Consider the following 12,854-nt stretch of genomic DNA (forward strand, 5'->3'; position numbering starts at 1 on the left):
AAGATGAATGCATACACTCACTCTAACTGAACGATTGTTAAATGCGATACGGAACACATTCTCTTTCGTCTCCTGGTCCGCATTTCGGCTGATCAGACGACGAAAGCGCAGACTCTCTGAGGAGTCTGCGCCTTCGGCAGTGATAAGAAGCTGGATCAGGAATCCGTGAAGTTCGGGTCCCGCTTCTCGACGAAGGCGGCCATGCCCTCGGACTGATCATTCGTGGCCAGGGACGAATGGAAGAGTCGGCGCTCGTAGCGCAGTCCCTGCTCCAGGGTCGTCTCGAATGCGGTGTTCACCGCTTCCTTGACCATCGCCGAGGCGATGCGGGACTTCGACGCGATCGTCTGCGCGATCTCGTTCGCCGTGTCCAGGAGCGCTTCGGGTTCGACGATGCGGGCGACGAGTCCGGAACGTTCGGCCTCCTCGGCGCCCATCATCCGGCCTGTCAGGCACATGTCCATGGCCTTTGCCTTGCCGATGGCGCGGGTCAGTCGCTGCGATCCGCCCATGCCCGGGAGCACGCCGAGGTTGATCTCGGGCTGTCCGAACTTCGCCTTCGTCGACGCGATGAGGATGTCGCCCATCATCGCCAGTTCGCAGCCGCCGCCCAGGGCGTAGCCGCCGACGGCGGTGATGACGGGCTTGCGCACATCGGTCAGCCGGGTCCAACCGGCGAACCAGTCAGCCTTGTATGCGGTCGAGAAGTCGAGGCTCGACATCTCCTTGATATCTGCGCCGGCGGCGAAGGCCTTCTCGCTGCCGGTGATGATGATCGCTTTGATCGAATCGTCTGCGTCGTAGGCCGTCGCGGCATCTGTGATGTCGGTGAGCACCTGCAGATTGAGCGCGTTGAGCGCTTTCGGTCGGTTGATCGTGATGGTGGCGACGCCGTCGGCGACGTCGGTCAGGATGGTTTCGAATTCGCTCATGAGAACACCTTGTCTTCGTGGTCGGTGGTGAGGATGGACTGGACCTGTTCGTCGGAGACCTCGGCCAGCGAGGCGGGACTCCACTGCGGGCTGCGGTCCTTGTCGATGACCTGCGCGCGGATACCCTCCTTGAGGTCCGGCAGGCCGGTGAGCGTGACGGCGACCCGGTAGTCCTGTTCGAGGACGTCGGCCAGGTTCATCGATCCGGCGTTCCTGATCGCAGCCAGGGTCACCTTCACCGAGGTGGGGGCCTTCGTGCCGATGAGCTCAGCGGTGGCCTGGGCATCGGGGTTCTCGTACGCGGCGAGAGCCGCGACGATGGCTTCGGCGTCGTCGCCGGCGTAGCAGGCGTTGATCCAGTCGGCCGCCTCGGCGAGTTCGTTGTCCGGAACATCGGACGAATATCGGCCGATGACCGCGTCGAGGTCCTCGCCATCGGTGAGCTCGGCGATGAGATCGGGGATCTGCGCGTCAGGGACGAAGTAGTCGGCGAGGCCCAGTGCGATCGCAGCGCCGGCCCCGACGGGCTGCCCGGTCAGCGCAAGGTGGGTGCCGAGCTCTCCGGGGGCGTTGGCCAGCAGGTGGGTGCCGCCGACGTCTGGGAAGAGCCCGATTCCGGTCTCCGGCATTCCGACCTTCGTCGAATCGGTGACGATGCGGTGCGATCCGTGTCCGGAGATGCCGACTCCGCCGCCCATCGTGATGCCGTTCATGATGACGACGTAGGGCTTGGGGAACTCAGAGATTGCGAAGTTCATCTTGTATTCGCGGTTCCAGAATCTCGCGTTCTCATCGCTGCCGGCCACGATGTCGTTGTACACGGCCTTGATGTCGCCGCCCGCACACAGACCGCGTTCCCCGCGACCGGTGACGAGGACGAGGTTGACCGCTTCGTCGTCGCGCCATGCGTTGAGGGCGTCATCGATGGCACCCACCATGTCCTGGCTGAGCGCATTGATCAGCTTCGGTCGGTTGAGTTCGATTCGGCCGACCCCGTTGTTTACCGAGGTGATGACGGAGGCGTCCGCCTGCTCTGCCGAAGGTTCTGTCATATCAGCCCACTCCTGTGCTCTTGCGCGAGATGATCACGCGCATGATTTCGTTGGTGCCTTCCAGAATCTGGTGGACTCGCAGGTCACGCACCAGCTTCTCAATTCCATACTCTGTCAGATAGCCGTAGCCGCCGTGCAACTGGAGTGCCCTGTTCGCGACATCGAAACCGGTGTCGGTGGCCTTGAGCTTGGCCATGGCCGAGAGCAGAGAGGTGTTCGGATCGCCTGCGTCATAGGCTCCTGCGGCCCGCCACAGCAGGGAGCGAGCACCCTCGAGGTCGGCCTGCATCTGCGCGACCTCGAAGCGCAGAGCCTGGAATCCGGAGAGCTCGGTGCCGAAGGCCTGGCGCTCACCCATATAGGCGATGGCCTTCTCGAGCGCGGCCTGACCGCCGCCGAGCGAGCAGGCGCCGATGTTGAGACGTCCGCCGTCAAGTCCGGACATCGCGATCTTGAAGCCTTGGCCGGGCGCGCCGAGCATGTTCTCCTTCGGAACCCGCACGTTCTCCATGATCACCTGTCGGGTCGGCTGTGAGCGCCAGCCCATCTTCTGCTCATTGGGGCCGAAGCTCAGACCCTCCATACCCTTCTCGAGGATGAAGGCGGAGATTCCACGCGCTCCGTCCTGGCCTGTGCGGGCCATGACGAGGTAGGTATCCGAGGTGCCGGCGCCGGAGATGAACTGCTTGACTCCGTTGAGCACATAGTGGTCGCCGTCCTCACGGGCGGAGGTGCGCAGGGCGGCCGCATCGGAGCCGGCATTGGGCTCGGTCAGGCAGTAGCTGCCGAGGTGCTCCATGGAGACGAGCTTCTCGAGGTAAGTCGTCTTCTGCTCGTCGTTGCCGAACTTGTCGATCATCCACGCGACCATGTTGTGGATGGAGATATAGGCGGCGACGGAGGGGCATCCGGTCGACATCGCTTCGAAGATCAGCGCTGCGTCCATCCGGCCCATTCCGGTTCCGCCGGACTCCTCGCTGACGTAGATGCCTCCCATTCCGAGTTCGGCAGACTTCCTGATGACGTCGACGGGGAAGAAGTGTTCGGCATCCCATTGGAGGGCGTGTGGGGCGACTTCGGTATCGGCGAACTCACGCACCATCCCGGCGACGGTCTGCTGTTCGTCGGTGAGACCGAAAGGTAGGGCAGCGGCTGTACTGCGGGACATGATTCCTCCAAGAATCGGACGCTTATTCGGTGATCGACACCACGATACGTCCATATTACTTGGACATCCAACTAATTTCTCGCCGAGGCGGCCCCGATGGCCGATGGTCTGTTCGGCGGCCGGCTTCGGTCGGCTCAGGCGCCGGCTTCGAGTCCCGAGCGCAGTGTTTCGAGATGGGGGAGCAGAGAGTCGAGGTCGATACCGGAGAAATCGGGGGAGGAGAAGACCTCGGCGTTGAGCGCCTTCGTTGCTTGAGCGGCGAGCTCGCGACCGGCATCAGTGAGGTCGACGAGCGTCGTCCGGCGATCATCGGGGTGGCTGCGTCTGGCGACGAGGCCAGCCTTCTCGAGGCGGTCGACAGAGTTCGTCGTCGAGGTCGCATGCACCTGCAGTCGAGCGGAGATCTTCGACATCGGCAGGGTCCCGGCTCGTGTGAAGGATAGGAGAGTGAGCACCTCATAGCGCGAGAACGTCAGCGCGAAGGGCTTGAGGGCGGCATCGACTCGGGCCAGGAACAGCTGGTGGATCCTCATCACTGAGATCACTGTCGTCATTCCATCGGCTGCATCGTCCCATCCGTGGGCCAGCCATTGTCGACGGGACTCTTCGATCGGGTCGAACCCCGTACTTGTATTCTCTTCTGCCGCCATTGTCGACAGTGTAGTGAAGTGAGAAGATGGGCGCATGTGCGGTCGACTCAATATGTCTCTCGATCCGGCGGATCTCGCTGATGAGCTGCGGTTGGATGTCGTCTCCTATGACTACGCGCCGCGCTTCAATGTGCCCCCGGGGTCATTCGTGCCGATCGTCGTCGAACGACTCGACGAGGACGGTCAGCTTCATCGCCGTCTCGAAACCGCGTCTTGGGGACTGGTGCCGGCATGGGCGAAAGATCCCAAAATCGGCTTCAAGGCATTCAATGCCCGATCCGAGACAGTGCTCGAGAAGCCGATGTTCCGGCAGGCCATCCGACGTCGTCGCTGTGCGCTGCCGATTCCGGGCTATTACGAATGGGAGAACACAGAAGACGGCAAGCAGCCATGGATGATGACCGCTGCCGGCGAGGACCCCCTCTTCATGGCGGGACTCTTCGAGTTCTGGAAACAGCCGGATGAGACCTGGTTGGTCTCCACGACGATCCTGACGATGGAGTCCGCGGGGCACCTCAGCGATGTCCACCATCGGATGCCCGTGTTCCTCGGGCGCGACCAGATCAGTGACTGGATCGACCCTGGAGTCCTGACGAATGATGTGCCGGACCTGTTGGCGGCGACACTTGATCAGGTTGACCCCGCCAGCGTCACTCGGCACAAGGTCGGCAAAGCGGTCGGAAACGTCCGCAACGATTCTCCCGAACTCGCCGAACCCGTGGCGTAGGTCTCTCTTAACGCTGTGCGGCGGAGACGTTCGCCCGAGATCTCGGGGTCTTTCGGAGTGCGGGAGTGGGCACGTGCGGAGCGGTTTTGCAGGTGGCCGAAGATGTGTGTATTGTTGTCCAGGTTGCCAAGCCGCAAGGAACGGCAACAGTCGCTCTGATCGGGAACGATACGGGCAAACCGAAGATGAACTTCGAGTTGCGCGGATCGGAACAACCATGTAGAGTAGACACCCGCTGGCACAGCGAGTCGCAAGACGAAAAGTGCAAACAGAAACTGATACCCCCAGTGAACACGCTCGGTTTTCGGGTGGTGGTGATGGGTGTGTGTTTGTGGTTTGAGAATCCAATAGCGTGTTTGTTTGAACAAGTTGTGATGCCAGAACATTTAATATTTCTGGTAAGACAATCACCTGGCCAAACAGTGGTTCACCTGTGGTGGGTGGTTCTTCGCCGAACCTCTCGCATCACATGGGTGGATGGTGTGTTTGGTCAGTATTTTTTGGTCAACCTTCTCACCCCGTGAGGGGTTGGCTGTCTTGCTGGGATTCATTCGTAACATAAAGTTTTTTATGGAGAGTTTGATCCTGGCTCAGGACGAACGCTGGCTGCGTGCTTAACACATGCAAGTCGAACGCTGAAGCCGACAGCTTGCTGTTGGTGGATGAGTGGCGAACGGGTGAGTAACACGTGAGTAACCTGCCCCTGATTTCGGGATAAGCCTGGGAAACTGGGTCTAATACCGGATACGACCAATCCTTGCATGAGGGTTGGTGGAAAGTTTTTCGATCGGGGATGGGCTCGCGGCCTATCAGCTTGTTGGTGGGGTAATGGCCTACCAAGGCGACGACGGGTAGCCGGCCTGAGAGGGCGACCGGCCACACTGGGACTGAGACACGGCCCAGACTCCTACGGGAGGCAGCAGTGGGGAATATTGCACAATGGGGGAAACCCTGATGCAGCGACGCAGCGTGCGGGATGACGGCCTTCGGGTTGTAAACCGCTTTCAGCAGGGAAGAAGCGAGAGTGACGGTACCTGCAGAAGAAGTACCGGCTAACTACGTGCCAGCAGCCGCGGTAATACGTAGGGTACGAGCGTTGTCCGGAATTATTGGGCGTAAAGAGCTCGTAGGTGGTTGGTCACGTCTGCTGTGGAAACGCAACGCTTAACGTTGCGCGTGCAGTGGGTACGGGCTGACTAGAGTGCAGTAGGGGAGTCTGGAATTCCTGGTGTAGCGGTGAAATGCGCAGATATCAGGAGGAACACCGGTGGCGAAGGCGGGACTCTGGGCTGTAACTGACACTGAGGAGCGAAAGCATGGGGAGCGAACAGGATTAGATACCCTGGTAGTCCATGCCGTAAACGTTGGGCACTAGGTGTGGGGGACATTCCACGTTCTCCGCGCCGTAGCTAACGCATTAAGTGCCCCGCCTGGGGAGTACGGTCGCAAGGCTAAAACTCAAAGGAATTGACGGGGGCCCGCACAAGCGGCGGAGCATGCGGATTAATTCGATGCAACGCGAAGAACCTTACCAAGGCTTGACATACACTGGACCGTTCTGGAAACAGTTCTTCTCTTTGGAGCTGGTGTACAGGTGGTGCATGGTTGTCGTCAGCTCGTGTCGTGAGATGTTGGGTTAAGTCCCGCAACGAGCGCAACCCTCGTTCTATGTTGCCAGCACGTGATGGTGGGAACTCATAGGAGACTGCCGGGGTCAACTCGGAGGAAGGTGGGGATGACGTCAAATCATCATGCCCTTTATGTCTTGGGCTTCACGCATGCTACAATGGCTGGTACAGAGAGAGGCGAACCCGTGAGGGTAAGCGAATCCCTTAAAGCCAGTCTCAGTTCGGATCGTAGTCTGCAATTCGACTACGTGAAGTCGGAGTCGCTAGTAATCGCAGATCAGCAACGCTGCGGTGAATACGTTCCCGGGCCTTGTACACACCGCCCGTCAAGTCACGAAAGTCGGTAACACCCGAAGCCGGTGTCCCAACCCACTTGTGGGAGGGGGCCGTCTAAGGTGGGACTGGTGATTGGGACTAAGTCGTAACAAGGTAGCCGTACCGGAAGGTGCGGCTGGATCACCTCCTTTCTAAGGAGCACACATTAAGATCCTCATGGTATGACCCGTATGTGGTCATCATGAGAGCTCAAGGGTGGAACATCACTTCTTCCGCTCGCCCACACAGCCCGGCTGGGGTCAATGCCCCGGGTGCGGTGAGTGATCGGGTGGGCTAGAACGAACACGTTATTGGGTCCTGGAATCACAAACCCCACACGATTGTGTGGGTGTGGTTTCAACCAACAGGACCAACCCGACCAACAGGCAGCCACAGTGTGGGTGTGTGGTGGTGGGTGTTTGGTAGTGGTTTGAGAATCGTATAGTGGACGCGAGCATCAAACACCATTTTTGTGTGGTGTTTATGTAATGTGATTTTTCTTGTCATCATCTAGTTAAGGTGAATGAAACACTTATTTTTCGCGCACATGAAGCTGGTCCCTTTTTGGGGGTTGGGTGAGTGTGTAAGAGCGCATGGTGGATGCCTTGGCATCAGGAGCCGATGAAGGACGTGGAAATCTGCGATAAGCCTCGGGGAGCCGATAAACAGGCGTTGATCCGAGGGTCTCCGAATGGGGAAACCCCGCCACTCGTGAGGGTGGTGACCCGTGTCTGAATATATAGGGCATGTGGAGGGAACGCGGGGAAGTGAAACATCTCAGTACCCGCAGGAAGAGAAAATAACAATGATTCCGGGAGTAGTGGCGAGCGAAACTGGATGAGCCTAAACCTGTGCAGTGTCAAGCGTGCTGGTGTTGCTGCAGGGGTGTTGTGGGGTGTACGTGGTCCGGTCCAGCATGGCCGGTCTGTGAGTGTTGTTGGTGTAGTCGAACCTGGTGGGAAACAGGACCGGAGTGGGTGAGAGTCCCGTAGACGAAACGTCAACTGTTCGCAGTGTGTGCATGCCCGAGTAGCACGGAACTCGTGGAATTTCGTGTGAATCTGCCAGGACCACCTGGTAAGGCTAAATACTTCCTGATGACCGATAGCGGATAAGTACCGTGAGGGAATGGTGAAAAGTACCCCGGGAGGGGAGTGAAAGAGTACCTGAAACCATGTGCTTACAATCCGTCAGAGCAGTATCTAGATGACTGTGATGGCGTGCCTTTTGAAGAATGAGCCTGCGAGTTAGCGGTGCGTGGCGAGGTTAACCCGTGTGGGGTAGCCGTAGCGAAAGCGAGTCCGAATAGGGCGATCCTAGTCGCGTATCCTAGACCCGAAGCGGAGTGATCTAGCCATGGGCAGGGTGAAGCGTGTGTAAGAGCGCGTGGAGGCCCGCACCCACTTCAGTTGAAAATGGAGGGGATGACCTGTGGTTAGGGGTGAAAGGCCAATCAAACTCTGTGATAGCTGGTTCTCCCCGAAATGCATTTAGGTGCAGCGTTGCGTGGTTCTTGCTGGAGGTAGAGCTACTGGATGGCTGATGGGCCCTACCGGGTTACTGACGTCAACTAAACTCCGAATGCCAGTCAAGGTTCAGCGTGGCAGTGAGACAGTGGGGGATAAGCTTCATTGTCGAGAGGGAAACAGCCCAGACCATCAACTAAGGCCCCTAAGCGTGTGCTCAGTGGGAAAGGATGTTCAGTTGCGAAGACAACCAGGAGGTTGGCTTAGAAGCAGCCACCCTTGAAAGAGTGCGTAATAGCTCACTGGTCAAGTGATTGAGCGCCGATAATGTAGCGGGGCTAAGTACACCGCCGAAGTTGTGGCAGCACCACAATCGCCGTAATGGTGTGGTGTTGGGTAGGGGAGCGTCGAGTTGCCGGAGAAGCTGCCGTGTGAACGAGTGGTGGAGGCGATTCGAGTGAGAATGCAGGCATGAGTAGCGAAAGACGGGTGAGAAACCCGTCCACCGGATGACCAAGGGTTCCAGGGCTAGGCTAATCCGCCCTGGGTAAGTCGGGACCTAAGGCGAGGCCGACAGGCGTAGTCGATGGACAACCAGTTGATATTCTGGTACCGACACACAACCGACAGTACCAAAACACACGATACTAACCATCCAATTCCTCCTTTGAGTCTTCGGACTTGATGTTGGGGTTGCGGGTGGGACCTGAGTGTGGAGTCGGTAAGCGTGAGGTGTGACGCAGAAAGGTAGCCAGGCCGTGCGATGGTAGTCACGGTCTAAGGTTGTAGCACGTGGGGGTAGGTAAATCCGTCCCCGCATAGAGTGTGAGAGCTGATGGGCGCCCCACATTGGTGGGGTGATCTGGTGATCCTCTGCTGCCGAGAAAAGCATCGACGTGAGGGTGTGTGTTGCCCGTACCCTATAACCGACACAGGTGGTCGAGTAGAGAATACTAAGGTGATCGAGAGAATCGTGGTTAAGGAACTCGGCAAAATGCCCCCGTAACTTCGGGAGAAGGGGGACCATCCCGGTGAACCCACCATGCGTGGGGATGTGCTGGTGGTGGTCGCAGAGGCCAGAGAGAAGCGACTGTTTATTAAAAACACAGGTCCGTGCGAAGATGTAAGTCGATGTATACGGACTGACGCCTGCCCGGTGCTGGAAGGTTAAGAGGACCTGTTAACCCGTAAGGGTGAAGCGGAGAATTTAAGCCCCAGTAAACGGCGGTGGTAACTATAACCATCCTAAGGTAGCGAAATTCCTTGTCGGGTAAGTTCCGACCTGCACGAATGGCGTAACGACTTCTCTGCTGTCTCAACCACGAACTCGGCGAAATTGCATTACGAGTAAAGATGCTCGTTACGCGCAGCAGGACGGAAAGACCCCGAGACCTTCACTATAGTTTGGTATTGGGATTCGGTGTGGTTTGTGTAGGATAGGTGGAAGACTGGGAAGCCCTGACGCTAGTTGGGGTGGAGTCGATCGGTGAAATACCACTCTGACCATAGTGGATTCCTTAACTTCGGACCCTGATCGGGTTCAGGGACAGTGCCTGATGGGTAGTTTAACTGGGGCGGTTGCCTCCTAAAGAGTAACGGAGGCGCCCAAAGGTTCCCTCAGCCTGGTTGGCAATCAGGTGTCGAGTGTAAGTGCACAAGGGAGCTTGACTGTGAGACGGACGTGTCGAGCAGGAGCGAAAGCTGGGACTAGTGACCCGGCCATGGCTTGTGGAAGCGTGGTCGCTCAACGGATAAAAGGTACCTCGGGGATAACAGGCTGATCTTGCCCAAGAGTCCATATCGACGGCATGGTTTGGCACCTCGATGTCGGCTCGTCGCATCCTGGGGCTGGAGTCGGTCCCAAGGGTTGGGCTGTTCGCCCATTAAAGCGGTACGCGAGCTGGGTTTAGAACGTCGTGAGACAGTTCGGTCCCTATCCGCTGCGTGCGTAGGAAATTTGTGGAGGTCTGTCCTTAGTACGAGAGGACCGGGACGGACGAACCTCTGGTGTGCCAGTTGTTCCGCCAGGAGCATGGCTGGTTGGCTACGTTCGGGATGGATAACCGCTGAAAGCATCTAAGCGGGAAGCCGGCTCCGAGATGAGATTTCCAACTGACTTTTGTCAGGGGAGGTGTCCTATAGATGATGGGGTTGATAGGCCGGGTATGGAAGCACTGTAAGGTGTGGAGTTGACTGGTACTAATACACCGATCACTCATCAACTTTTTCCCTTTAGTGGGGTTGGTGTGTGCGGAAAGATGTTTTGTTTTTTCTAGGATGGCTTGAAGAGTTCACACTCTCGGGTGTGCATGTTGCATAAGTTTTGGTGTTCGCGTTCGCTGTGCGGTTCTTGGACCACTACCGCTGACAACTCTGTTTTTGTGGGGTTGTGGTGGTGGTTTGTTGGTTTTGCGGTGGTGATAGTGGTGGGGAAACGCCCGGTTAACCGTTCCGATCCCGGTAGCTAAGCCCATTCGCGCTGATGGTACTGCAACTTGGTGGTTGTGGGAGAGTAAGTGACTGCCGCAATATTTTTTAGTGGTGATGGCCTCGTCCGACTGTGTTGGGCGGGGCCATTACTGTATTCACGAACGGGTGTGCTGCCGGTGCTTATTACTACCTGACGGGGGTACTGCTACCTGGCGCGGGGTTGCTGGGCCGCCATCAGGTAGCAATAGTGAGGAAGGTTCGGAAGGCTTCGGCGCCGGTGACTTGTAGGTCACTGTCTGTGTGGACGTAGTCCTCGGCGCGGAGCACCATGCGGTGTTCGGTCAGGACCGTGCCGTTCTGACCGACAGCGCTTCGATCACCATTGGGGGAGTAGCCGAGCTTCTCCGATACCCGCCGGCTGGCGTCATTGCCGTCGAAGTACGCTGTGTCGAATCGTGCGGCACCGAAGTATCTGGTGAAGGCTTCGATGATCATCCTTCGCATTCTGGTGCCGTATCCGCAGCCCTGTTCAGGCAGCGCCAACCATGATCCTGTCGAGACTGTCCTCGTGAGTGGAAACCGACGTCCGGTCACACCCTGAACTCCGATGGCGCGGCCATTGACCCTGACCGTGAACTCGATCGTCCACTCATCTACGGTGAAGTTCCCTCTAGTGGACCAGTGGTATTGAGCGAGGCTTCGTGCTACCTGCTCATCGGTGCCCGAGTCCCAATTGACGAGGAAGGCTTCGATTCCATCACGTCTCACTCCGCCTCGCGCGATCTGTGCGAGTTCCGGAATATCGGCCTCTCTTACGGGCGAGAGTTCCATATCACCTGATCGCAGATGAAGTGCGAACGGCGGCCAGATCTCCGAGATGTCCATGTGCCTTGTGTCCATTCTTTCGTGTTCAGTGGCCCTGGAACTGCGCGGAAGACTTATATCCCACTTGAAGTGACCGGACAGCGCTGTCCATTATCTGGTCGCTCGGATTGTTGTTATACGGGTCACGGTATGTTTGTGCGCATGAGTCTACATCCATCACTGCAGCCAATCTTCGACACAGTGCTCCAACGTAACCCTGGAGAGTCGGAGTTTCACCAAGCGGTACAGGAAGTTCTCTATTCCCTGGGCCCCGTCGTGGACAAGCACCCCGAATACCTGGAACTCTCCGCGCTCGAGCGGCTCTGCGAGCCCGAACGCCAGATCATCTTCCGGGTTCCCTGGATCGATGACTCCGGAGTCGTGCAGATCAACCGCGCCTTCCGCGTGCAGTTCAACTCGGCTCTCGGCCCCTACAAGGGCGGTCTGCGGTTCCACCCCTCGGTGAACCTCGGCATCGTCAAGTTCCTCGGTTTCGAGCAGATCTTCAAGAACGCCATCACCGGCCTGCCCATCGGCGGCGGCAAAGGCGGATCTGACTTCGACCCGAAGGGCCGCAGCGACCGCGAAGTCATGCGGTTCTGCCAGTCGTTCATGACCGAGCTGTACCGTCACATCGGTGAGTATCGCGATGTGCCCGCGGGCGACATCGGCGTCGGTGGTCGGGAGATCGGCTACCTCTTCGGCCAGTACAAGCGCATGACGAACTCCTATGAAGCAGGTGTGCTCACCGGCAAGGGACTGTCCTACGGCGGTTCCATGGTCCGTACCGAAGCCACCGGCTTCGGCGTCGTGTACTTCCTCAAGGACATGCTCGCCGCCGCGAAGAAGAACATCGACGGTCGCACTGTCTCGATCTCCGGTTCGGGAAATGTCGCAGTATTCGCCGCAGAGAAGGTCACGGCCTTCGGCGGCACCGTCATCACGATGTCCGACTCGGCCGGCTTCATCCATGACCCGGACGGAATCGACACCGAACTCGTCAAGCGCATCAAGTTCGAAGAGCGGGGACGCATCTCCGAATACGTGGAGCAGCGCGGGGGACGCGCGACCTACCACGAGGGTGGAAACGTCTGGGACGTCGAGGTCGACGTCGCACTGCCATGTGCGACTCAGAACGAGCTCGACGGGGACTCGGCTGCGACTCTGGTCAAGAACGGAGTTATCGCCCTCGCCGAAGGCGCGAACATGCCCTGCACGCCGGAAGCCGTGAAGATCTTCTCCGAGGCTGGCGTCCTCTTCGCCCCCGGCAAGGCCGCAAACGCCGGCGGTGTCGCGACCAGTGCGCTCGAAATGCAGCAGAACGCCAGCCGCGACTCGTGGGACTTCGACTTCACCGAGGCGCGCCTGGCCGAGATCATGGGCGATGTCCACGACAGCTGCGCGGCTGCGGCCGACGAGTTCGGCCAGCCCGGAGACTACGTCGCCGGTGCCAACATCGCAGGTTTCATCCGCGTTTCCGAGGCAATGCTCGCCCAGGGAGTCGTCTGATCGTCTGGTCCATCGGCGGCCGGGCGACCAAAGCGCCTGTGCACAGCCGACAGGACGGCCGCGATCAGCGCTGACAGCCGAGGCTGACAACCCAAACGACAAGACAGGCTCTG

The 12,854-nt window shown here is 58.5% G+C and carries 8 protein-coding genes and 3 rRNA genes; 6 read left to right on the forward strand and 5 right to left on the reverse strand.

Annotated features, from left to right (window positions below):
- Positions 1 to 155 precede the first annotated feature (155 nt).
- From ACOZ9V_RS06275 to ACOZ9V_RS06290, 4 genes are all read right to left on the reverse strand, one after another.
- On the reverse strand, positions 156 to 932 hold the full coding sequence (locus ACOZ9V_RS06275; RefSeq protein ID WP_139468531.1) for an enoyl-CoA hydratase: 777 nt from the start codon (positions 930 to 932) through the stop codon (positions 156 to 158).
- Positions 929 to 1,984 (reverse strand): enoyl-CoA hydratase/isomerase family protein, encoded by a 1,056-nt coding sequence (locus tag ACOZ9V_RS06280; RefSeq protein ID WP_434594480.1) that lies wholly within the window; start codon positions 1,982 to 1,984, stop codon positions 929 to 931. Before ACOZ9V_RS06280 ends, ACOZ9V_RS06275 begins: the two co-directional genes overlap by 4 nt.
- Before the next feature lies 1 nt (position 1,985).
- Entirely contained in the window at positions 1,986 to 3,152 is a 1,167-nt protein-coding gene (locus ACOZ9V_RS06285; RefSeq protein WP_434594483.1) for an acyl-CoA dehydrogenase family protein, read from the reverse strand.
- 134 nt (positions 3,153 to 3,286) lie between these two features.
- Positions 3,287 to 3,802: a MarR family winged helix-turn-helix transcriptional regulator gene (locus ACOZ9V_RS06290; RefSeq protein ID WP_139468528.1), complete on the reverse strand. Its 516-nt coding sequence runs from the start codon at positions 3,800 to 3,802 to the stop codon at positions 3,287 to 3,289.
- A gap of 52 nt (positions 3,803 to 3,854) precedes the next feature.
- Between ACOZ9V_RS06290 and ACOZ9V_RS06295 the strand changes: the two genes are divergently transcribed.
- The 5 genes from ACOZ9V_RS06295 (at position 3,855) to rrf (ending at position 10,467) form a co-directional block, all read left to right on the forward strand.
- Complete coding sequence (locus tag ACOZ9V_RS06295) at positions 3,855 to 4,529, forward strand: SOS response-associated peptidase (protein ID WP_229664275.1); 675 nt, start codon at positions 3,855 to 3,857, stop codon at positions 4,527 to 4,529.
- Between the two features lie 92 nt (positions 4,530 to 4,621).
- Positions 4,622 to 5,053, forward strand: coding sequence for a hypothetical protein (locus ACOZ9V_RS06300; RefSeq protein ID WP_434594486.1), 432 nt, complete (start codon positions 4,622 to 4,624; stop codon positions 5,051 to 5,053).
- Between the two features lie 43 nt (positions 5,054 to 5,096).
- Positions 5,097 to 6,624 (forward strand): 16S ribosomal RNA (locus tag ACOZ9V_RS06305).
- Positions 6,625 to 7,045: 421 nt separating this feature from the next.
- A 23S ribosomal RNA gene (locus tag ACOZ9V_RS06310) occupies positions 7,046 to 10,161 on the forward strand.
- 187 nt (positions 10,162 to 10,348) lie between these two features.
- A 5S ribosomal RNA gene (rrf, locus tag ACOZ9V_RS06315) occupies positions 10,349 to 10,467 on the forward strand.
- The 16S, 23S and 5S rRNA genes sit together here, the layout of an rRNA operon.
- Before the next feature lie 135 nt (positions 10,468 to 10,602).
- Here rrf and ACOZ9V_RS06320 read toward each other — a convergent pair.
- Positions 10,603 to 11,253, reverse strand: a complete 651-nt coding sequence (locus tag ACOZ9V_RS06320) for a GNAT family N-acetyltransferase (RefSeq protein ID WP_181270281.1) — start codon at positions 11,251 to 11,253, stop codon at positions 10,603 to 10,605.
- Positions 11,254 to 11,394: 141 nt separating this feature from the next.
- Between ACOZ9V_RS06320 and gdhA the strand changes: the two genes are divergently transcribed.
- Complete coding sequence (gene gdhA / locus ACOZ9V_RS06325) at positions 11,395 to 12,741, forward strand: NADP-specific glutamate dehydrogenase (RefSeq protein ID WP_139907317.1); 1,347 nt, start codon at positions 11,395 to 11,397, stop codon at positions 12,739 to 12,741.
- Positions 12,742 to 12,854 lie beyond the last annotated feature (113 nt).

The organism is Brevibacterium sp. 1718 (assembly GCF_051131255.1).
Taxonomy (GTDB): Bacteria; Actinomycetota; Actinomycetes; order Actinomycetales; family Brevibacteriaceae; genus Brevibacterium; species Brevibacterium sediminis.

Bases quoted from the DNA above. Each gene is read 5' to 3' on its own strand.
- ACOZ9V_RS06295 (WP_229664275.1), top strand. From the start codon at position 3,855: ATGTCTCTCGATCCGGCGGATCTCGCTGATGAGCTGCGGTTGGATGTC.
- ACOZ9V_RS06280 (WP_434594480.1), bottom strand. From the start codon at position 1,984: ATGACAGAACCTTCGGCAGAGCAGGCGGACGCCTCCGTCATCACCTCG.
- ACOZ9V_RS06320 (WP_181270281.1), bottom strand. From the start codon at position 11,253: ATGGACATCTCGGAGATCTGGCCGCCGTTCGCACTTCATCTGCGATCA.
- ACOZ9V_RS06285 (WP_434594483.1), bottom strand. From the start codon at position 3,152: ATGTCCCGCAGTACAGCCGCTGCCCTACCTTTCGGTCTCACCGACGAA.
- gdhA (WP_139907317.1), top strand. From the start codon at position 11,395: ATGAGTCTACATCCATCACTGCAGCCAATCTTCGACACAGTGCTCCAA.
- ACOZ9V_RS06275 (WP_139468531.1), bottom strand. From the start codon at position 932: ATGAGCGAATTCGAAACCATCCTGACCGACGTCGCCGACGGCGTCGCC.
- ACOZ9V_RS06290 (WP_139468528.1), bottom strand. From the start codon at position 3,802: ATGGCGGCAGAAGAGAATACAAGTACGGGGTTCGACCCGATCGAAGAG.